The organism is Erwinia sp. TECH1, from assembly GCF_054057575.1.
Genome location: NZ_JBSRZK010000001.1, coordinates 2685568 through 2707510, shown reverse-complemented (window position 1 = coordinate 2707510; position 21943 = coordinate 2685568). Strand labels below are relative to the sequence as shown.

Genomic DNA, 21943 nt, shown 5'->3' with positions numbered 1-21943 from the left:
TCAGAAGATGAATAAAGGTTTATTTCAGCCCGGCGGTGGTCTCTATGTTTGTGGCTCTGTGGCATAAATAGTCGGCGAAACCGGCAATAAGCCAGACGGGCAGCACAAAATAAAGCAGCACCAGCATCTGCGGATCAAAATTTTGCATAGCGACGGCTCATCGGTGTAAGAATGCATAAAGCATAGGCATACAAAACAGAGATGCCAGAATAATGTGCTGTTTCCGGAGTGATGTCAGATTTGCATTATTTCTGAGGTATGACAGAAAAGTCGGCTAATTAAACTCAGGGTGCGCCGCGCTAAACGCTAAGTAAGCTATTATTCAGTAGACGTTGATGCCGCTCCAGGTATTGCCCGCAGTTTACTCAATAAGGAACACCAGATGCTCACTTCTACAATGGATAGTTATATTCGCAAGGTAAAAATGAAACCGATCCTTCTTTCCATGCTTGCCGTGGCACTTGCTTTGCCACAGCTTGCTTTGGCGGATATTAAATGCGGGCCTTTTCGTCTGGCCGGGCAGACGGCGAACGGCAGTTGGGCTACCGTGGACGGCGTAAAAACCCGCAGGCAGCAGGTCAGCTGGCTGCAGCAGAAAGGCGATGTCGACAATGTGAAAATGCACTGGACCGTGGCTGCTACCAAGTTTCAGGGCGATTACGGGATGACGTACCTGAATAAGGCGGGTAGCGCCACGCTGGACGTTGAGGTATTGCGCAGCAGCCGCAGCCAGATAAAAATTTCCGGCTCGTACGACTGTCGTAAGATCGATTAGCGTCTGGCATCCGTCAAGGGCAGTGCGCTACCGGCTTGATTTCCTTTGCTATGCTTAAAATCTTTACCCTTAACCGGGAGGTAAAGCGTTATGCATCGCAGAGAGTTTATCGGTTGCGGAGGCGCACTGGTCGCCCTTTCGCTTACGTCTTCCACACCTGCCGCCGCAGCGGCCTCCGAAGCTTCGACACCGCCTCAGCTTGATAAACCCGTTCTGAAACTGAAAGGGATCGCTATTGGCGAAGGCCAGCCCAAAGTAATTATTCCAACCACTGCCAGCAGCGAAAAGGCGGTTTTAGCCTTCGTTGATAAGATTGCGGACAGAAGCGATTTTCATATGCTGGAGCTAAGGCTCGATCCGCTGGACAACGTTGACGATACCGACGCGATGGCGGCTTTAACGCGGCAGGTGTTCTCGCGTCTTGGCGACAAGCTATTGCTGCTGACGTTTCGCACCAAAGCCGAAGGCGGCAAGAAAGCCATCAGCGATCGGAAGTATGCCGCGCTGTATCACGCCTTACTGACGGCTGGCCAGTTCGATCTGCTGGATATTGAAATGTACCGCGACAGCACGCTGACCGATCCGCTGATCGGGCTGGCGCATCAACAGGGTAAACATATCATTCTCTCCAGCCATGAGCTGCACGCTACGCCTTCCGCTCAGGAAATTATCGCCCGCCTGAGCGAGCAGCAGCGGCGCGGCGCGGATGTGTTGAAGCTGGCGGCGATGCCGAAAGGCCCGGAAGACGTGCTGACCCTGCTTAACGCTACGCTGGATATGCATCAGCATTATGCGCAGCGCCCGCTGTTAACGATGTCGATGGGTGAAACGGGCGTACTGTCACGCATGAGCGGAGAATTGTCCGGTTCGGCGCTGACTTTCGCTATGTTTGGCGACGCTTCGGCGTCGGGGCAGGTTGACGTACAGGATCTGGGAAAGGTGCTGGAGGTGGTACATAAAGGAATGCGTTCATAAGGCAGCTACAGGCACATCCTGACGTTCTGAGCAGATCGTTTCCGATGCGGCCTGTAGCCTGGGGGCGGGACGCAAAGCGTCGCCACCCCGTACTGCATTAAGCGGTGACGGTGACCACTGAGACGTTCGTGGTTACCTGGTTGGTGGTCACGGTGGCGTCCACGGCACCGACCTGTCCCTTGATCACGCAGCGATACTGGCCGGCATCGGCGGTAGTCACGGCTGCTTTGCTCCAGGTGGCGCTTTTCGCATTGGCGATATTCGTCCAGGTAGTGCCGTTGGTCGACTTCTGCCACTGCCAGGTTGCGGCATCCTTAGCCGCAACGGTCAGATTTAACGTGCCGCCCGCCGCGACGGAAACCGTGGCTGCCGGCTGGGTGTCAATCTGCGGCGTAAAGGCGTAATAAGGCATCGCGTATTCAATTCCGTTGATGTTAATGCGCATCCACTGCCGCGGTTTAGATTGCTCAACCGGCACGGTAGTCGAGGCCTGGGAGCGAGTACTGATCCCGGCAACATCATCCTGTGCGCCAAAACCGGCCAGGCCGTTGTTCATCGACATCCGCGCCTGCGCCGCCACGCCGCCTTCCGGCGCTGCGCTCTGCGTCACGCCGCTTGGCGTAAACCTTGCCCAGCTGCCGTTATCTTCGCGCATTTCACCAGTGCCGCGAACGTGCACGCCATATTCGGCAATGGTATCAGGCAGCTTGACCCACAGGCCCGGCAGGATATCGTTAAAATCCTGAGGGATATACTGCACTTCGCTAATACCCGGCGTGCCTTCCATCCAGTAGCTTACTGCCGGAACCGAGCCCGCGCCACGCGCTACGTGGATATGCAGCGTACCGGCTGCACGGTCGTTCTGGATCGGCATGGCGGTGTCGCCACCGATGCCGCCGTAGGTACTGCGGCAGTCCACCTCAATTTTCCAGTGGCTGCCGGTTTTCGGCATCCGAAACGTACCGATATTCAACCAGCGCTGGCTGCTGTCAATGGTGCCGCGCAGCACGCCGCTCAGCCACTGCGCGCGCAGCGGATGGTCCAGATAGGTGCCGCTGTTTTGAAACAGCGACATGCCCATTTCATACCCGGAGAGTCTGGCGACAATATCGCTGCCGTCCGGGTTTTTCGGATAGCTGAACCAGGTTGCGCTGCCTGGCGCAGAAGTGCGGTCGTACTCCACGCCGGTCGGATTTGACCATTGCGACATAATAACGCGTGAATTAAAGAACACGGCATCGTAGGTAGAGGACTCAATGCTCAGCGCTTCAATCAGCCACTGGCCGTTGTTGATATCTATCGGAACGGCGCTGTGTTCGATCCAGCCGTTACGGATCAGGCCCTGACCATGACGAGGGATCCAGATAGCTGGCGCGTAGCAGTACTGGAAGTTAAATTCCGTAAGCTCAATCGCCGTGGAGTGATCCCAGGCGCCGGACGGACGGTTGCTCCAGCCTACCTTAATCACCGGGCCCGCCACGCGGCTGCAGTAAATCTGGGTGAATTTACTGTCAAGACTGTCGAGGTAGTAAATCGCCGCTTCACCGGTATTGCTGGCTTTAAAGTAGGAGACGTTGGCAAAGGTGCCGCCCACGCATTCGTTAGTGATAAACGGCTGTTTATTGGAGGCGGTATCGTTAAATACGCCCACCGTTGCGCCAATCAGCATATTGGTTTTTTCGTCCTGCTTCACCGTTTGCTGGCCTTCCCACTCAATGCCGTAGATGGAAAAGTAGCGGTGGTTCAGCGCCAGCACGGCCGAAGCGGATTTGTCAGAGATAATACGCGTGCCGATCTGCTTGCCGAAGCTGGTGGTCACGCCGCGCATCACGAAATCGCCGGCAGCGAAGTAGCCGCTTGGGTTATAAGGCAGTTCCGAATGGTTGGCCGGGATTTTGTCGCCATAGGTGCGCAGGTCGAGCGGCTTAACCAGGTAGGTGCCCGTGCCGAAACGGATACCGACTTTGCTGGAAAGGCCGTCGGTAAAGCCGCGGGCGAAGCTGCCGGTCATAAATTCATACATCGCCTTAACGGCAGGCGCGCAGTCAACCTTGCCGCCCGGTACGGCGCCGAAGTCATGAACGGTTAACGCTTCAATATCGCTGTCGCGACGCCAGTGGTACGCGCCGCCGTTGCTGGCGATAAAGCCGCCGTCGTCCGCCGCCGCGACCAGATAACCGGTAAACCAACCTTCGCCGAAGGTGACAGAGCGGTCGCCGGCAGCGCGGGCATTCCAGGAGCTCAGGAAAACGCGTTCGCCTTCAGCGGCAGGTTTGCGGGCACGCAGCGCGGCGAATGAAGCAACTTCATTAAAAATCAGTGTATCAGCCATAATGTTTCCATCCTTTGTTAGTGAGTTTTTAACTGTATGTTTATACAGTAACTGCACTGTATTCCTTTGGTGAAGAATTGGCAATAGTGTTTTTTATTATTTATTTCATGTAGTTAAACGATTATCTCGTTACGATTTAATAAGCGGCGTGATATTAACTTAACAATATTTCTTATGTTTTAAGCAGGTTAAAAAAGGGAAGGTAAACGGTGAAATGACGTTCTGAACCCGGACTGGCTTTAAGGTGCCGGAGGGAGAAAGGCAAAAAAATCCCCTGAGCGCGTGACTTCAGGGGAGGCGGGTTCAGGACTGAGGCTGACCGACAGGGCCGCTGCCGCCCGGTGCGCCCGGAGGCTGCTGTCCACTCGGCGGCGCCGGCGGCGGGCTGTGCGTATCATTGGCGCCCCAGTGGGCGCAGCCGGAGAGTAGCGTAACGGAAAAAGCAAAGGAGAGGGCTAACGCAATGTTTTTCATAGTTTCCCTTTTCGCATCGAAGTATGCCTAAAGCGTAGCCGCCTTGTTAAGGGCTGACAACGCGGCCTGCGGGAAAAGGCAAAGCCCGGCCGCCCGCAGACAACGGGCACGACCGGGAGGAGGAGTGCGTTTAGCGGGAAAAAAGATCGCGTTTTTTCGGCGTGAAAAACTGCGCAAGCAGCACCAGCAGGGCGACAACGAGGTAGGCGGCAAAGATAATCGTCATCCACTGCGGCATACCCAGCGAAAACAGCGACCACTGATTTTCCGCACAGTCGCCCGTCGCAACGAATACCGACGGCAGCCACTTATCAAGAGGCAGCCACTGCGGGAAGCGGGCGGCGAAATCACAGGTGGTAAAAGGATTCGGATGCAGCTGGATCATCGTATGCTCCCATGCCAGACGCACGCCTTCCACGGCGCTATAGATCCAAATCAGGATCGCCACCCAGCGCAACGGCGTTTTGGGGGGCAATAGCGCCCACCAGCGCAGCGCCAAGAATACCGAACAGGGCGCAGCGTTCGTAAATACACATCACGCAGGGCTTTAGCAGCATCACGTGCTGGAAATAGAGCGCAACCATCTCCAGAGCAAAAGCCGTCAGCGCCATCAGCAACCAGGCGCCGCGACCACGAGAACGGCTATTAAAATAGTGCAACATAATCAATCCCTGTAATAAGCGTTGAACCGGCAGTGTAAACCAAAAGGGCTGCCGTGCCAGCCACTATGCGGTAAATTTACGCTGCTGAATACGGCGCGGCTTAGCCGCTGTGTAAAAAAATGTATCGCTTCGACGGCGCGCTGAAAGCGGCCACGGCTTAATAACGTAAATCAAGGGCTTAATTTCAGGAGAAATGCGATTTCGGCAGCGTTTTACGCTTTCGTCAGTCTAGGTGACGGCTAAGCCATCTGGTATGATGAGCCGAATTTTTGCAGCCCTGAACGCAACGGAAACAATACGCTATGGTTATTAAGGCCCAGAGCCCTGCGGGCTTCGCTGAAGAATATATTATCGAAAGTATCTGGAACAGCCGCTTCCCGCCGGGGTCAATTCTGCCTGCTGAGCGCGAGCTGTCAGAGCTGATCGGCGTGACCCGCACCACGCTGCGTGAGGTGCTGCAGCGCCTGGCGCGCGACGGCTGGCTGACCATTCAACACGGCAAGCCGACCCGGGTAAATAATTTCTGGGAAACCTCGGGCTTAAGCATCCTTGAAACGCTGGCGCGTCTCGATCATGACAGCGTGCCGCAGCTTATCGACAGCCTGCTTTCGGTTCGCACCGATATTTCCTCCGTATTTATTCGCCGCGCTATCCGTATTCATCCGGATAAAGCTGAGGCGGTTCTGGTCACCGCGCAGCAGGTAGAAGACAAGGCGGAAGCCTATACCGAGCTGGATTACAATATCTTTCGCGGGCTGGCTTTTGCCTCCGGTAATCCTATCTACGGCCTGATCCTTAACGGGCTGAAAGGGCTGTACACCCGCGTAGGCCGTCACTATTTTTCAAATCCGGAAGCGCGTCGCGTGGCGCGTGAATTCTATCAGCAGCTGCTGACGATTTGTCAGGCCCAGCAGCTGGACAAGATTGTGGAAACGGTGCGCGATTACGGCCATCGCAGCGGTGAAATCTGGCACGGCATGCAAAACACCATGCCCGCTGAATCCGGCATACGTCGTTAGTATTCCTGTAAAATCTCTGGATAAGCCGTAAAAAAGCCGGTCTTCAGCACCGGCTTTTCAGGTTATTACAGGGAAGTGGGGCGGGGCGGACAGCGGTCGAGGATTTCCGTGCTGCCGTCGTCATTTTGCTGCTCCAGATGGACATCAAAGCCCCACAGGCGATGCACGTGCTTCAACACTTCGCGGCGGCTCTTATCCAGCGGCGCGCGGCTATGCGGCACGTAGCGCAGCGTTAATGAGCGATCGCCGCGCAGATCGACATCATAAACCTGAATATTAGGCTCCAGGTTGCTTAAATTATACTGCGCGGAAAGCTGCTGACGGATCGCCCGATAGCCCGCCTCGTCATGGATAGCGGCAATTTCCAGGAAGTTATTGCGATCGTCATCCATCACCGTAAACAGGCGGAAATCCCGCATGATTTTGGGCGACAGGAACTGGCTGATAAAGCTCTCGTCCTTGAACTCGCGCATCGCGAAGTGCAGCGTTTCCAGCCAGTCTGAACCGGCAATATCCGGGAACCAGTAACGATCTTCTTCCGTCGGCTCCTGACAGATGCGCTTGATATCCTGAAACATGGCGAAGCCCAGCGCGTAAGGGTTAATACCGTTATACCACTGGCTGTTATAGGGCGGCTGATAAACCACGTTGGTATGGCTGTGCAGAAACTCCAGCATAAAGCGCTCGCTGACTTTGCCCTCGTCATACAGATGATTAAGGATGGTGTAGTGCCAGAAGGTCGCCCAGCCCTCGTTCATCACCTGCGTCTGCTTCTGCGGATAAAAATACTGGCTGACTTTACGCACGATACGCAGGATTTCTCGCTGCCACGACTCCAGCAGAGGCGCGTTTTTTTCCATAAAATAGAGCAGGTTTTCCTGCGGCTCGTTGGGATAGCGTGCTGCTTCGGTATGGGTCGCCTCCGCTTCGCGACGCGGCAGCGTGCGCCACAGCATGTTCACCTGGCTTTGCAGATACTCTTCGCGGCTGCGTTGACGGGCCTTCTCCTCCTGCAAGGAGATCTTTTGCGGGCGCTTGTAGCGATCGACGCCATAGTTCATCAGCGCATGGCAGGAATCCAGTAGCCGTTCGACTTCCTCCACGCCGTAGCGCTCTTCACACTCGCTGATATAGTTACGGGCGAAAATCAGGTAGTCAACGATAGAGCTGGCATCCGTCCAGCTGCGGAACAGGTAGTTATTTTTAAAAAAGGAGTTATGGCCATAGCAGGCGTGCGCCATCACCAGCGCCTGCATAGTGATGGTATTTTCCTCCATCAGATAGGCGATACACGGATTGGAGTTAATGACGATTTCATAAGCCAGGCCCTGCTGACCGTGCTTATAGCGCTGTTCGGTTTCGATAAATTTTTTACCGAATGACCAGTGCGCGTAGTTGATGGGCATCCCGACGCTGGAATAAGCGTCCATCATCTGTTCAGAAGTGATGACTTCGATTTGATGCGGATAGGTATCAAGGCGATAGAGTTTGGCGACGCGGTCAATTTCTGCAAGGTAGACGTCCAGTAGATCGAACGTCCAGTCGGGACCGTCGCTGAGTCGTTGGCTGTTCGTAATGGACTCATCAAAGATAGTCGTCATAGCGCACCCCTTTTTTAAAACCGGTTTTCGACGTTACATCAGTAGCGACAAACATCCGTTTTCATTACGACCTGCCATGACGCTGCCGCCGTCGGAACAGGCCTGGAATTGAAGCCAGTAACTCAATGATAGTTCACTCTCTCCGATCGCTCAGGGGAATACAATGGAAATCTTCGGCAGAAAATAGAGCGGAAGCCGGAAAATCATTTTAACGTCAGGCAAAGCGCAAAAAATAATAATCCGGACAGGATAATATCCTGTATATAAGCGGAAAATATGGCGTAATCATATTCTGCTGCGGAAAGGAATAAATAGCGCCTTCATGATTATTTGCTGCTGCCGTCGCAACTATTGCAATATTAAACTCCGATTTATCATCGGCATCTTGTTTTTATTCCCGCCCAGGGTAAAAAAGAAGGGCAATATTTTTACAGGGCGTCCGCTGTCATCCCGCAGCTTTTTTCACCGCAGCGGCCGCCTGTATCCAGTGTATTCATCTTTAAGAAACCGGCGGTGGAGTAGCGATGCGAGTTGTCATTCTGGGAAGTGGCGTGGTGGGCGTGGCCAGCGCCTGGTATCTGGCCCAAAGCGGGCATGAGGTGACGGTTATCGACCGTCAGCCCGACGTGGCGCTGGAAACCAGCGCGGGCAACGCGGGACAAATTTCGCCCGGCTATGCGGCACCGTGGGCGGCGCCCGGCGTGCCGCTGAAGGCGATAAAATGGATGTTTCAGCGTCATGCGCCGCTGGCTATCCGCCCGGACGGCAGCCGTTTCCAACTGGCCTGGATGTGGCAAATGCTGCGTAACTGCGATATGCGCCACTATCAGGAAAATAAAAGCCGCATGGTGCGCATCGCCGAATACAGCCGCGACTGCATGAAGGCGCTGCGCCATGAGACGGGTATTGCCTATGAGGGACGCCAGGGTGGAACGCTGCAGCTTTTCCGCACCGCGCAGCAGTTTGAAAGCGCCACCAAGGATATTGCGGTATTAAAAGAGGCGGGCGTGCCCTATGAACTGCTGGAAGCCAGCCAGCTGGCCGAAGCGGAACCCGCGCTGGCGACGACTAGGCATCTGCTGACCGGCGGTCTGCGCCTGCCTAACGACGAAACCGGCGACTGTCAGCTGTTTACCCGTCGGCTGGCGGAGATGGCGAAGGCGGCAGGCGTGACTTTCCGCTTTAATACGCCCGTTGACGCGCTGCTGCAGGAGCATAACCAGATTGTTGGTGTGAAATGCGGCGCTGAGATCGTGACGGCGGACGCGTACGTAGTGGCGTTCGGCTCTTATTCCACTTCGCTGCTTCGCGACATTATCGCTATCCCTGTTTATCCGCTGAAAGGCTATTCGCTGACTATCCCGATTACCAATCCGGAGGCGGCGCCCGTTTCCACGGTGCTGGACGAAACCTATAAAGTGGCGATTACGCGTTTTGATAATCGGATCCGCGTGGGCGGCATGGCGGAGATCGTCGGCTTCAATACCAAACTGCTGCCCGCCAGACGCGAAACGCTGGAGATGGTGGTGCGGGATCTCTATCCGCAGGGCGGCGATCTCGCCCAGGCGACGTTCTGGACCGGGCTGCGTCCGATGACCCCGGACGGCACGCCGATTGTCGGCCGCACGCCGTTTAAAAATCTTTATCTGAATACCGGTCACGGAACGCTCGGTTGGACCATGGCCTGCGGCTCCGGACAGCTGCTTTCTGATATTATCTCAGGACGCGCTCCGGCGATTGCCGCTGACGATTTATCGGTTATGCGTTATCTGCCGGGATTTCTGCCCACTACAGGCCCAATACTGCACGGCGCGCGCTAGTTTCCGCTTATAACAGGAGAAGTTATGTCTCGTCCTATTGTCGCAACTATCGACACCAGCGCGTTGCGGCATAACCTGGCCGTCGCCCGCCAGGCTGCTCCTCGCTCCCACGTCTGGTCGGTGGTAAAAGCCAACGCCTACGGACACAGTATCGCTCGCGTCTGGCAAAGCCTGTCAGAGACCGACGGTTTTGCGCTGCTGAATCTTGAAGAGGCTATTCTGCTGCGCGAAAGCGGCTGGAATAAGCCCATCCTGCTGCTGGAAGGTTTTTTCCATGCGGACGAGCTGCCGATTCTGGATCGCTACCGGCTGACCACCAGCGTGCACAGCAACTGGCAGATCCAGGCGTTGGCGAAGGCGAAGCTTTCCGCGCCGCTGGATATTTACCTGAAAATGAACAGCGGCATGAACCGTCTTGGCTTTCAGCCCGCGCTGGTACAGCAGGTGTGGCACAAGCTTAAAACGCTGCCGAACGTTGGCGAGATCACGCTGATGGCGCATTTTGCCGAAGCGGAAAGCAATGAAGGCGTGACGGCGCCGATGGCGCGCATCAATCAGGCGGCGGAAGGGCTGAACTGCCCGCGCTCGCTGGCGAATTCGGCGGCGACGTTGTGGCACAGCCACACCCATTACGACTGGGTGCGTCCGGGCATTATCCTCTATGGCGCTTCGCCAAGCGGCGACTGGCAGGATGTCGCCAGCAGCGGGCTACGGCCAGCCATGACGCTGAACGGTGAAATCATCGGCGTCCAGTCGCTCAGGCGCGGCGATGGCGTAGGGTATGGCGCACGCTACCGCGCCAGCGACGAGCAGCGTATCGGCATCGTTGCCTGCGGCTATGCCGACGGCTATCCGCGCCATGCGCCAACCGGCACGCCGGTTTGGGTTGATGGCGTCAGAACGCAGATTGTCGGCGCGGTTTCCATGGATATGATCACGGTGGATTTGACGCCCTGCCAGCAGGCGGGCATCGGTACTCAGGTGGAGCTGTGGGGTAACAACATCAAAATCGACGAGGTGGCAAAAGCGGCCGGTACGGTAGGCTATGAGCTGATGTGCGCGCTCGCGCCTCGTGTACCGGTAAACGTCGTTTAAAGTTAAAGCGCGGTCAGCGTGCCGCGCACTTTTTTACTGTAGTACCAGGCCGTTCCCGTCAGTATCGCGCCCACCACCATCATCAGCGCCAGCGCGGATTTTTCCGCCAGCGGCAGCGCCATCGCCAACAGCCCACCCGACGCGCCGCCGGCCATCTGGATAAAGCCCGCCAGCGCGGAAGCGACGCCCGCCTGTTTCTGATAGGGCTCCAGCGCGTAGCTGGTGGCCGGGCCGACGGTAAAAGCCAGCCCGGCGACGGATACCGCCACCGGCAGCATATAGAGCGCCCAGTGATGCTGCCATGCCAGCGGTAACAGCAGCACGCCGCCCAACAGCATCACCGCGCCCAGCGTCATCGCCACGCTGCCCGTCGCCAGACAAATCGGGCGACCCAGCTTGCGGATCATCTTATTCACCAGCACGCTGACCAGCATGATCCAGAAACCGTTGGCGCCAAAGGCGATGGAGAACTGCAGCGCAGAGAGCTGGCCCTCGGTCATCAGCACCTGCGGCGCCAGCGAGACGTAAGTTAATACCATCCCCAGCGCGCCCGCGTTGGCAAAGGCGAAAGCCAGGAAGCGAGGCTGACGCAGGATCTGCCAGTACTGACGCAGCGGAATGCCTTTTACGGCCAGCGTGCCTGCCGGGCGGGTCTCCGGTAAAAAGAAAATCACCAGCAGACCAATGACGACCGCATAGGCGGTTAAAAACCAGAAGGGCGCGCGCCAGCCAAAGGCCTCGGCAAGAAAGCCGCCCAGCATTGGCGCCAGCGCGGGCACGATATTCAGCGCGCCGTTCAGAAAACCATAGGCGCGGGCGGCATCGTCGCCGTCAAGCCTGTCGCGCACGCCGCTGAAGGCGACCACGGCGGTACAGCAAACGGCGCAGCCCTGCACCACGCGCGCGCAGAGGAACTGCGGCCAGCCGGAAGCGGTGGCGGCCAGCACGCTGCCAACGATATACAGCAGCAGCCCGGCCAGCGCCACGGGCTTTCTGCCCAGGTTATCCACCAGCGGGCCGGCGACAATCTGCCCCAGGCCCATCACCAGCAGAAACAGAGGAATAGTCGTTTGCACGGTGCTGACCGGCGTATTCAGCCCAAGCGCGATATCGGGCAGCGTAGGCAAATAAAGATCGATGCCAAGCGGTGCTAACAGAACCAGGCTGAGAAGAAGTAAGGTGAATTTTTGCATCGAGTCGGCGGCGTCCAGTAAAAAAAGCAAGCCGCACAGAGTAGTGATAACGGGGAGAAAAGAAAAGGAAAACTTATGGGGCGGTGCCGCAGCAGCCGCCCCGGAACTCAGTAAGCGCCGTCGCGACGCAGCACCACGCCAGCCGTTTTAAACAGGATGGCGATATCCGTCCACAGCGCCCAGTTTTTCACATACCAGGAGTCGAAATAGACGCGGGTATCGTAGTCGATATCGTTACGGCCGCTAACCTGCCACAGGCCGGTCATCCCCGGTTTCGCCATCAGATAATAGTCAACGTCGCCCGCGTAGCGCTCCAGCTCCGCTTCAATCACCGGACGCGGCCCGACCAGGCTCATCTCGCCACGGATCACGTTCCATAGCTGCGGCAGCTCGTCCAGGCTGGTTTTACGCAGGAAAGCACCGATTTTGGTTACGCGTGGATCGTTTTTCAGCTTGAAGTCTTTATCCCATTCGGCGCGCGCTTCGGCGCTGGTTGCCAATAGCTCTTCCAGCACCTCTTTCGAGTTGGTGACCATTGAGCGGAACTTCAGGCATTTAAACTTCTTGCCGTCCTGACCGACGCGTTCGTGACCGTAAATTTTGTTACCGCCGTCCCGGCCCACCAGCCAGCAGATCAGGCCGAAAGCCGGGGCCAGGAACAGCAGCAGCAGCGAGGCGACCACCACGTCGAACACGCGCTTCAGGAAGCGTGAAGAGCGTTTGGCCAGGTTATTGCTGACGCGCAGGATCATCACTTCATGACTGAAGATAAAAGACATATCGGTGCCGTAGAGCGGCACACCGCGCAGCGTCGGGACGACCGAAACGCTGCGGCATTTCTTTTTCGACAGCAGCTTGAGCCACTTATCGCGCATCGCCTGCTGCTCGTACTCCATGGCAACGATAAACTGGGTGTTTTCCAGATCGACCGTGTCCCAGACGATGTCCTTCGCGGTAATAACCGGCACGCCGTTCAGGCTTTCCGCGCCGGTATGGCCGTTAGAGGCGACAAAAGCTTTTACCTCATAGCCCAGGATCTCTTCGCTTTGCAGCGCCGCATAGGCTTCGCGGGCGTTTTTACCGGAGCCGATGATGATAGTTTGCTTCTGCCACTGTCCCGCTTTCAGAATGGCGTGCTTGACGCTGGAGCGCAGCAGCGGCACCAGGACCAGCGCATAGATCCAGGTGAAGCTCCACAGCAGACGGGAGAAATCCCATTTTGAAAACGCAATCAGCGCCAGGTCGAGCAGGGAGAAAATTACCAGGGTTTTAATAATCTCTTTCAGCTCAAACCAGAAAGGCTTGCGGTAGGTATAGTGACGAAGCCGCATCCAGAACCAGGCCGTACAGACTACGGACATCACAAACTGGGCGGTAAAGCGTATTTGCACTTCCTGCGGGGGAAGAAATATATCCAGGTTCCCCCAAATACCTCGTACGGTTGCCGTGGATAAAAACAGCGCCAGGTTAATGGAGATTAAGTCGCTAAGACTTAATGCCAGCTTGGCGATAATGTTTTTCCGGGTGCCGCTAAATGCGCGGCGACGGTCATTCAGTACCAGAGTACTTGCCATAATGCCTGCTCTCTTTTCATAAGGGATTGCTGACCTGACGAGGATCAAGCACGCGTTCAGGGGTTATCATACTGAAATTAAGTGTTTTAATTTCAGCGTATTAAATAGTTAACGGCCGTATGTTTCAGGAGATTAAATAAATGAAACACGTCGGCGTTGTTTCATCATGAAGCAGTGACAGAGTATGCAGGAGAGCAGAGAGTTAGTTAATACGGGTAATTCCTAAAATGGGAAAAATGCTTTTTGAAAGGAAATGGAAAGTAAACGAAGCGGGAAATTAAATTGCAAAAGATAATTTATGACAGGCATATAACAAATATAAGACATTATTATAGCTCACCGCCGCGAAATAACGCGGCGGCAAGATAATTGGCTTTGGTTCAGATTCAGGCTGGCTTTTTCAGTACCCACTGATCCTGCTCGGTATCGTAGTGACCGATAGCCAGATCGACAGGTTCGCCATCAATCCAGGCGGGCACGCTGGTCTCATTATCCCACCCGTCGAGTTGATAGCTCAGCGCCGGGTTGGTCTTGCAGGGAATAATGACCGTATCGACATTTTGCGCATCCAGCTCTGCGTCGATAATTTCATAGCGACCAATCTTTACGACATGACCCATGATTTTCTCCCTTCCGGATTAGACACGAACTTTAAGCGTAGTCGTTATTTGCCAGTCGGCCCCAGGATTATTCTCGCTCTTCCGCCATCCGCACGCCGATTTTCACTATTTCGTTATCCTGCTTTTCCGCCACGGTCCAAATCATGTTTTTCCATTCCACCTGATCGCCGACCACCGGCGCGCCGCCGATCATGCTGGCGACCAGATGCCCGAGCGTCTGCTGCATATTCATCTCTTCATCCAGCTCGATACCGTAAATTTCTGAAACGTCGTGCAGGCGAGCATCGGCCTGAAGAATAAAGTCGCCAAAGAAGCGCTGATCGAGCGAAACGGGCGGCGACTGGCTGAACAGTTTGCCCAGTTCCGGCAGATCCTTTTCGCGGCCAATCACGCACAGCACGTCGCCTTCGCGCAGACGGGTATTGCCGGTTGGATGCAGCAGCAGATTATCGCGGAAAAGCGCGGCGATACGCGTCTCGCGCGGCATTTTCAGCTCGCGTAGCGCGGCGCCGATACACCATTTATCAGCGCCCAGCTGGTAGACAAACTGCTCCCAGGGATTCTCAGGGTGGATATCCAGGCCCACGCGGGAAACAGGCGAGGCGGTAGGCGGCACGATCACCCTGGCTTTGCGGGCAGCATAGCCGAGAGAGGTTCCCTGTACCATCAGCGAAACCAGCACCACAAAGAATGCGATGTTAAAGAACAGCGAGGCATGCGGCAGTCCGGCCATCATCGGGAAAACCGCCAGGATAATAGGCACCGCACCGCGCAGACCAACCCAGCTGATAAAGAAGCGCTCACGCGTGGTAAACCCACGAAACGGCAGCAGGCCGACAAAAACGGAGAGCGGACGGGCAAACAGGATCAGCCACAGCGACAGCAGCATGGCCGGTAAGGCGATATTCCAGAGATCGGTAGGATTCACCAGCAGCCCCAGCACCAGGAACATACCGATCTGGCTCAGCCAGGCCATGCCGTCAAAGGTTTGCAGAATGCCGTGCCGGTTGCGGATTGGGTTATTGCCCAGCCAGAAGCCGCAAAGATAGACCGCCAGAATGCCGCTGCCTTCCAGCACGGTGGTCAGCGCAAACACCAGAATGCCCCCGCTGACGGCCAGCAGCGGATAAAGCCCGCTGGGCAGCGAGACGCGATTAATCAGCTGCAACAGCCCCCAGCCGCCGCCCAGGCCCAACACGATACCCAAACCAAACTGCTGAATAAGATGCACGATAAACATCCAGCTCAGGCCGGTCTGACCCTGTTCCAGCATTTCGATCAGCGTAATGGTCAGGAACACCGCCATAGGATCGTTGCTGCCGGATTCCATTTCCAGCGTGGCGCTGACGCGTTCATTCAGCCCTTTACCGCCGAGCAGCGAAAATACGGCCGCCGCGTCGGTCGAACCGATAATCGCCCCGACCAGGAAGCCCTCAATCATGCTCAGGTTAAACAGCCAGGCGGCCGCCATGCCGGTCAGCCCGGCCGTAATCAGCACGCCGATGGTCGACAGCGAGAGCGCCGGGCCCAGCGCGACTTTGAACGAGCTGGCCTGGGTGCGCATTCCGCCATCCAGCAGGATCACCGCCAGCGCCAGGTTACTGATAAGGTAAGCGGCAGGATAATTATCAAAAGCGATGCCGCCAATGCCGTCCACGCCGGCCAACATGCCCAGCGCGAGGAAAATAACCAGAATAGGGATGCCGAGCTTTGAAGAGAAGGAACTGAGCAAGATGCTTGCCGCCACCAGCACTGAACCGATGATAAACAGACTATAGATAGCACTGGCTTCCAATGGGGCAATCTCCTGTATCTGATAAAAAAACTGCGTCGATGGCGAGGCGTAAGCATACCCTGAATATAGGAATAGGGGCAATTTTGTTTCGCCACGGCTGTTTTGGCGTGTTTTCTGCTGCTGCAGCTAACAAGTGTATGATAATTTAGAAATTCTGGAACGATCGCGGGAATAATAGTAACAAATAGCCTGTGCTTTTGACATCAGAATACGATTAATGTCGTTAGCTTGAGAGGGACTGGCGGTAAGGATGGGAGCGAAACGGGAGAAAGAAGGGGTATTTACTGCATAATCAGCAGCGGTAAGCGTTGCATCGGACGTCGTTTTTAGCGTAAGCCTGGCCTGACGGCGGCGAAGGCTGAGAGAAGGGTAAAAACGCTTAAGCATCGAAAGCGAAACGCAATCCACTCTTCAGGAGCAAGGTTTTTTCAGAAGGCTGCTGCCTGACCCAGGCATAAGTACGTTGCCCGGCCCGGCACGTCATTTTGCCAAAGCTGTAAATAGCCCGGGGTTGAAAGGCGGCTTCAGGCAGCGCTGAATGTTGCTAAGCGGGTAAGAAAATCAGCCAGCCCGAAATGCTGACTGATTTATCACTACTTTCAGGCGTTTTCCGCCTGCTTGTGGAAAAGCTCACGGAATACCGGATAAATATCTTCCGGCTCACGAATATGTTGGATAGCAAAGTTGTCGAACATCGCCTGTAAATGCTCGTACTCGCGCCACAGCGTCTGATGGGCGCGGCGGGTAATTTCGATGTAGCTGTAATAACGCACTACCGGCAAAATATGCTTGGCCAGGATTTCATGACAGAGCGGTGAATCGTCCGCCCAGTTATCGCCATCGGAAGCCTGAGCAGCATAAATATTCCACTGCGCCGGATCGTAACGCTCTTTCACCACTTCATCCATCAGCTTCAGGGCGCTGGAAACAATAGTGCCCCCCGTTTCCTGCGAGTAGAAGAACTCCTGCTCGTCCACTTCTTTCGCCTGCGTATGGTGGCGAATATAGACCACCTCAACATTTTTATAGGTTCTGCTCAGGAACAGATAGAGCAGAATATAAAAGCGTTTAGCCATATCTTTGGTGGCCTGATCCATGGAGCCGGAAACGTCCATCAGGCAGAACATCACGGCCTGGCTGGACGGTTCGGGACGCTTCTCAAAGTTTTTATAGCGCAGGTCAAAGGTATCAATAAAGGGCACGCGTTTAATACGGGCGCGCAGGTCGGCAATCTCCTGGCGCAGGCGTTCTTCTTCCAGCAGCTGGGCCGGTTCGGCTTTCTGCACGGCTTCCAGCGCGGCCTCCAGCTCGCCCAGCATTCGCCGCTTCCCGGCTGTCATGGCCGTACGCCGCGCCAGCGAGTTCTGGAGCGAACGCACCACGCTGATATTTGCCGGCACGCCGTTAGAGGTGAAGCCGGCGCGATGCACCTTGTACTCGTTCAGCTGACGATGCTGATTCTTTTTCAGGTTCGGCAGGGCCAGATCTTCAAATAACAGATCCAGATACTCATCCTTAGAGATATTAAAGACGAATTCATCTTTGCCCTCGCCATCCTGACTGGCATTGCCCTGTCCGCTACCGCCGCCGCCGCCGCCTCCCTGAGGGCGTTCGACACGATCGTTTTGCACAAAATGGTCATTGCCGGGATGCACGCGATGGCGCTGGCCGCCACGGCCCTGATGAAATACCGGTTCGTTGATATCATCAACGGGGATAGAAACTGACTCGCCGCTCTCAATGTCGGTTACCGAACGCTTATTAATGGCCTCGGAGATCGACTGTTTGATTTGCGACTTATAGCGGCGTAAAAAGCGCTGACGGTTCACCGCGCTTTTGTTTTTACCGTTAAGACGCCGATCGATAAAATAGGCCATAATTCCCCCAAACAACGTTGCCGTTGGGCCAGGTTTGCTGACCCACGGGAATGCATTTATGAAGTCGGGTTTAGGATGATTTTCTCACGCGCAGATACCATTCGCACAGCAGACGAACCTGCTTGCGGGTATAGCCTTTTTCCATCATACGGTCGACGAAATCATCATGTTTTTTCTGTTCATCCGTGGACGTTTTGGCATTGAACGAAATAACCGGCAGCAGTTCCTCGGTATTCGAGAACATTTTCTTCTCGATTACCGTGCGCAGTTTTTCATAGCTGGTCCAGTTTGGATTACGCCCGCTGTTGTGGGCACGGGCACGCAGCACAAAGTTGACGATTTCGTTACGGAAGTCTTTCGGATTGCTGATCCCGGCAGGCTTCTCGATTTTTTCCAGCTCCGCATTCAGCGATTCACGGTCGAACAGCTGGCCGGTATCCGGGTCGCGGTATTCCTGATCCTGGATCCAGAAATCGGCATAGGTTACGTAGCGGTCAAAGATATTCTGACCGTACTCTGAATAAGATTCCAGGTAGGCGGTCTGGATCTCTTTGCCAATAAACTCGGCATATTTCGGGATCAGATAGCCTTTCAGGTGCTCAAGGTATTTTTCGGCTAAATCCTGCGGGAACTGTTCGCGTTCGATCTGCTGCTCCAGCACGTAGAACAAATGCACCGGGTTGGCGGCAACTTCGGTATGATCGAAGTTAAACACGCGGGACAGGATTTTAAAGGCGAAGCGGGTGGATAAACCGTTCATCCCTTCATCGACCCCGGCGTAATCACGGTATTCCTGGTAGGATTTAGCTTTTGGATCGGTATCTTTCAGGCTTTCGCCGTCATAGACGCGCATTTTCGAGTAGGTGCTGGAGTTTTCCGGCTCTTTCAGGCGAGAAAGAATGGAGAAGCGCGCCAGCGTTTCCAGCGTGCCGGGCGCGCATGGCGCGTGCGTCAGCTCACTGTGGTCAAGCAGCTTGTCGTAGATCTTGATCTCTTCCGACACGCGCAGGCAGTAAGGCACCTTGACGATATAAACACGGTCAAGAAACGCCTCGTTGTTTTTGTTATTACGGAAGGTCACCCATTCTGATTCGTTGGAGTGCGCCAGAATGATGCCGTTGAAAGGCAGGGCGGAAATCCCTTCGGTACCGTTATAGTTACCTTCCTGGGTCGCCGTCAGTAAAGGATGCAGCACCTTGATTGGCGCTTTAAACATCTCTACGAATTCCATAATCCCCTGGTTAGCCCGGCACAGCGCGCCAGAATAGCCATAGGCGTCCGGATCGTTCTGTGCGTGGTTCTCCAGTTTACGGATATCTACTTTACCTACCAGCGCGGAAATATCCTGGTTGTTTTCATCGCCCGGTTCGGTTTTGGCAATGGCGAGCTGTTCCAGAATCGACGGCCAGACTTTTACAACTTTAAAGCGGGAGATATCGCCGCCAAACTCATGCAGCCGTTTGGCCGCCCAGGGCGACATAATGGTGCCGAGGTAACGCCGCGGCACGCCGTACTCTTTTTCAAGGATATTGGCGTCTTCCTGCGGGTTAAACAGGCACAGCGGATGATCGTTGACCGGGCTACGTTCGCCGTCGGCGCTGAGCACGTAAATGGGTACGCGCTGCATCAAAGATTTCAGACGCTCGGCAAGCGAAGATTTACCGCCGCCCACCGGGCCCAGCAGATAGAGGATCTGTTTCTTCTCTTCCAGCCCCTGCGCGGCATGCTTCAGATAAGAAACGATTTGCTCAATCGCTTCCTCCATGCCGTAAAACTCCTCAAAGGCGGGATAGCGTGCAATGACGCGATTGGAAAACAGTCGGGAAAGGCGTGGCTCCTGAGCAGTATCGACCATTATTGGCTCACCAATAGCCATTAATAGCCTTTCTGCCGCGTTGGCGTATGCACTACGATCTTGCCGGCAAACGGTAAGAAATTCCTGCAGTGTGAACTCTTCGTCCTTGGCAGCTTCATAACGCTGACGATAGTGATCGAATATATTCATAGCGATGCCCGTCCTTTCGTTTTTAGCACAGGTACCAGGAGCCTAATGAGGGAAAGCCCCTGAAGGAACTTATAATGAGTACAGCAACCCTTATGCCAACCTGACTTCTAATCGGGATACACAACAAAGATGGTTACTCTGCTCTTCAAACTTAGCGTCTTTGATTAAAGCTTAGTTGGCATTCAGGAAATTTCCTGAACCTCCTCGCATTTCTGATGCAATTTCAATAACAAAGTCAGAATTGATCTTAGCGCTGCCCCTTGCCTGATGCGGGCTGGCGGGATTTTGTAAATAAGCACGCCTGGTATCTTCAGGCGCTGGCAGCGTTAAAGTTGATTCTGCGTGCGGCAGAATCTTTAAAATTTTAAACAAATGATGTAACACTGATAAACTCACTCTGCTGATTGTTATATTTATGGAATGAATTAATTGTGAACTATTTCAAAGTTAGCGCGCTTGCCGCGCTTTTACCCGTTTGTTTTACCGCTGGCGTAGCTCATGCTAATCCGTTAACGCTTGGCGCCTCGGTGATTTACAGCCAAAGCCCTTACAAAGGTGGTGACGATCGTTATTACCCGGTACCGGTCATTAACTATGAAGGCGACAGCTTTTATGTGCGCAGCCTGACGGCGGGCTACTACCTCTGGAAAGATTCACAGGATCAGCTGTCGCTGACGGTGTTGGGCTCGCCGCAGAACTTCGATCCCGATGATACCGACAATAAACAGCTGAAAGCGCTGGATAAGCGTCATATGACGCTGATGGGCGGCCTGGCTTATCGCCATACGGCTGACTGGGGTACGATCAGGACGGTGCTGGCTGGCGATATGCTGGATAACAGCGACGGCTATATCTGGGATCTGACTTATCTCTACAGCTTCCACTTCGGCGATTTCAGCCTGACGCCGGGCATCGGCGCGCTCTACAGCAGCGAAAACCAGAACGATTACTATTATGGCGTTTCTAAGAATGAATCGCGCCGTAGCGGATTGCGCAGCTACGAGGCCGACGACAGCTGGAACCCTTACCTGGAGCTGACGGCTGCCTGGTCGATTAATCAGAGCTGGAACGCCACGGTTGCCGGTCGCTATACGCGCCTGAGCGACGAGGTCAAAGACAGCCCGATGGTGGACAAAGATTCTCAGGTCAGCGTCTGGACCGGCATCAGCTACACCTTTTAATTAAGGCTGCATCATAAAAGGGCGCTCAGCGCCCTTTTGCATCATGATGGCGATCTGAAACAGTGCAGGAGGGCATGATGACCAAAACCGTAACTTTCTCCGACCAGAGCGTACCGGCTATCGGCCAGGGAACCTGGTATATGGGCGAGGAAAGCAGCAAGCGAGGCCAGGAAGTCGCGGCATTGCAGGCCGGCCTTGAGCACGGGCTGAAGCTGATTGATACCGCTGAAATGTATGCGGACGGCGGCGCGGAAGAGGTGGTAGGCGAAGCGCTGCGCGGCCGTCGCGACAGCGCCTGGCTGGTTTCAAAAGTTTATCCGTGGAACGCGGGCGTAGTGGATGCCGTAGAAGCCTGCGAACGCAGCTTACGTCGTCTGCAAACTGACTATCTCGATCTTTATCTTCTCCACTGGCGCGGCACTGTTCCGCTGGAAGAAACCATCACGGCGATGGAAAAGCTACAGCAGGCAGGCAAAATTCGACGCTGGGGCGTGTCAAATTTTGACAGTAGCGACTTAAAAGAACTGCTGGCCGAAGAGGGGGGCAACGCCTGCGCGGCTAATCAGGTGCTTTACCATCTGGCTTCGCGCGGCATTGAGTATGATTTATTGCCGGACTGCCAGCAGCATGCGATCCCGGTAATGGCCTATTGCCCTTTGGCGCAGGCTGGCCGACTGCGGCACGATTTGCTGACCCATCCTGTTCTGAACAATATTGCACAACAAAAGGGCATTACGACGGCGCAGCTGCTGCTGGCCTGGGTTATTCGCAAAGAAGGCGTGATGGCGATCCCTAAAGCCAGTTCGCTGCAGCACGTGGCTGAAAACGCCGCCGCGCTGGAAGTTGTGTTAAGCAATGAGGAGCTGGCGTTAATCAACGAAGCTTTCCCGCCGCCCAATCGCAAAATGCCGCTGGACGTGGTGTAGAACCGCAGGCGGGCATTGG

At 55.1% G+C, this 21943-nt stretch carries 18 protein-coding genes and 1 pseudogene; 7 read left to right on the top strand and 12 right to left on the bottom strand.

Annotated features, from left to right (window positions below):
* Positions 1-19 precede the first annotated feature (19 nt).
* Complete coding sequence (locus tag ACVWZ0_RS12625) at positions 20-148, bottom strand: hypothetical protein (protein ID WP_301289428.1); 129 nt, start codon at positions 146-148, stop codon at positions 20-22.
* Between the two features lie 234 nt (positions 149-382).
* On the opposite strand from ACVWZ0_RS12625, the gene ACVWZ0_RS12620 reads away from it, so the two are divergent.
* Together ACVWZ0_RS12620 and aroD are read left to right on the top strand one after the other, a co-directional pair.
* Positions 383-775, top strand: coding sequence for a hypothetical protein (locus tag ACVWZ0_RS12620; RefSeq protein WP_253453704.1), 393 nt, complete (start codon positions 383-385; stop codon positions 773-775).
* A gap of 90 nt (positions 776-865) precedes the next feature.
* Positions 866-1750, top strand: a complete 885-nt coding sequence (gene aroD / locus ACVWZ0_RS12615; RefSeq protein WP_253453707.1) for a type I 3-dehydroquinate dehydratase — start codon at positions 866-868, stop codon at positions 1748-1750.
* Between the two features lie 97 nt (positions 1751-1847).
* Here the strand turns inward: aroD and ACVWZ0_RS12610 are convergent, their stop codons facing one another.
* From ACVWZ0_RS12610 to dsbB, 3 genes and pseudogenes are all read right to left on the bottom strand, one after another.
* On the bottom strand, positions 1848-4082 hold the full coding sequence (locus ACVWZ0_RS12610; RefSeq protein ID WP_253453710.1) for a hypothetical protein: 2235 nt from the start codon (positions 4080-4082) through the stop codon (positions 1848-1850).
* A gap of 303 nt (positions 4083-4385) precedes the next feature.
* Positions 4386-4556 carry a hypothetical protein gene (locus ACVWZ0_RS12605; protein WP_253453713.1) on the bottom strand — a complete coding sequence of 57 codons (171 nt, stop codon included), beginning with the start codon at positions 4554-4556 and terminating at the stop codon, positions 4386-4388.
* Positions 4557-4686: 130 nt separating this feature from the next.
* Positions 4687-5218: pseudogene (dsbB, locus tag ACVWZ0_RS12600) on the bottom strand (disulfide bond formation protein DsbB).
* A 302-nt stretch (positions 5219-5520) separates the two neighbouring features.
* Here dsbB and fadR point away from each other — a divergent pair.
* On the top strand, positions 5521-6237 hold the full coding sequence (fadR, locus tag ACVWZ0_RS12595) for a fatty acid metabolism transcriptional regulator FadR (RefSeq protein WP_253453719.1): 717 nt from the start codon (positions 5521-5523) through the stop codon (positions 6235-6237).
* A gap of 65 nt (positions 6238-6302) precedes the next feature.
* Here the strand turns inward: fadR and ACVWZ0_RS12590 are convergent, their stop codons facing one another.
* Positions 6303-7838 (bottom strand): SpoVR family protein, encoded by a 1536-nt coding sequence (locus tag ACVWZ0_RS12590; protein ID WP_253453721.1) that lies wholly within the window; start codon positions 7836-7838, stop codon positions 6303-6305.
* Between the two features lie 524 nt (positions 7839-8362).
* On the opposite strand from ACVWZ0_RS12590, the gene ACVWZ0_RS12585 reads away from it, so the two are divergent.
* Entirely contained in the window at positions 8363-9658 is a 1296-nt protein-coding gene (locus tag ACVWZ0_RS12585; RefSeq protein ID WP_253453724.1) for a D-amino acid dehydrogenase, read from the top strand.
* Positions 9659-9682: 24 nt separating this feature from the next.
* Entirely contained in the window at positions 9683-10753 is a 1071-nt protein-coding gene (gene dadX / locus ACVWZ0_RS12580; protein ID WP_253453727.1) for a catabolic alanine racemase DadX, read from the top strand.
* A 2-nt stretch (positions 10754-10755) separates the two neighbouring features.
* On the opposite strand, the gene ACVWZ0_RS12575 is transcribed toward dadX, so the two are convergent.
* From ACVWZ0_RS12575 to ACVWZ0_RS12545, 7 genes are all read right to left on the bottom strand, one after another.
* Complete coding sequence (locus ACVWZ0_RS12575; RefSeq protein ID WP_253453730.1) at positions 10756-11946, bottom strand: multidrug effflux MFS transporter; 1191 nt, start codon at positions 11944-11946, stop codon at positions 10756-10758.
* A gap of 107 nt (positions 11947-12053) precedes the next feature.
* Complete coding sequence (wbaP, locus tag ACVWZ0_RS12570) at positions 12054-13520, bottom strand: undecaprenyl-phosphate galactose phosphotransferase WbaP (RefSeq protein WP_253453732.1); 1467 nt, start codon at positions 13518-13520, stop codon at positions 12054-12056.
* Positions 13521-13906: 386 nt separating this feature from the next.
* The gene (locus ACVWZ0_RS12565; RefSeq protein WP_253453735.1) at positions 13907-14140 is read right to left on the bottom strand and encodes a DUF1480 family protein; all 234 of its coding nucleotides are present in this window, start codon (positions 14138-14140) and stop codon (positions 13907-13909) included.
* A 67-nt stretch (positions 14141-14207) separates the two neighbouring features.
* Positions 14208-15935, bottom strand: coding sequence for a potassium/proton antiporter (locus tag ACVWZ0_RS12560; protein WP_253453737.1), 1728 nt, complete (start codon positions 15933-15935; stop codon positions 14208-14210).
* A gap of 599 nt (positions 15936-16534) precedes the next feature.
* Complete coding sequence (locus tag ACVWZ0_RS12555; protein WP_253453738.1) at positions 16535-17812, bottom strand: YeaH/YhbH family protein; 1278 nt, start codon at positions 17810-17812, stop codon at positions 16535-16537.
* Between the two features lie 70 nt (positions 17813-17882).
* Complete coding sequence (yeaG, locus tag ACVWZ0_RS12550; protein ID WP_125287770.1) at positions 17883-19817, bottom strand: protein kinase YeaG; 1935 nt, start codon at positions 19815-19817, stop codon at positions 17883-17885.
* A 171-nt stretch (positions 19818-19988) separates the two neighbouring features.
* Positions 19989-20201, bottom strand: a complete 213-nt coding sequence (locus ACVWZ0_RS12545) for a hypothetical protein (RefSeq protein WP_253453740.1) — start codon at positions 20199-20201, stop codon at positions 19989-19991.
* Between the two features lie 47 nt (positions 20202-20248).
* On the opposite strand from ACVWZ0_RS12545, the gene ACVWZ0_RS12540 reads away from it, so the two are divergent.
* Together ACVWZ0_RS12540 and ACVWZ0_RS12535 are read left to right on the top strand one after the other, a co-directional pair.
* Positions 20249-20998: a MipA/OmpV family protein gene (locus tag ACVWZ0_RS12540; RefSeq protein ID WP_253453742.1), complete on the top strand. Its 750-nt coding sequence runs from the start codon at positions 20249-20251 to the stop codon at positions 20996-20998.
* Positions 20999-21075: 77 nt separating this feature from the next.
* Complete coding sequence (locus ACVWZ0_RS12535; protein ID WP_301252801.1) at positions 21076-21924, top strand: aldo/keto reductase; 849 nt, start codon at positions 21076-21078, stop codon at positions 21922-21924.
* Positions 21925-21943: the final 19 nt, after the last annotated feature.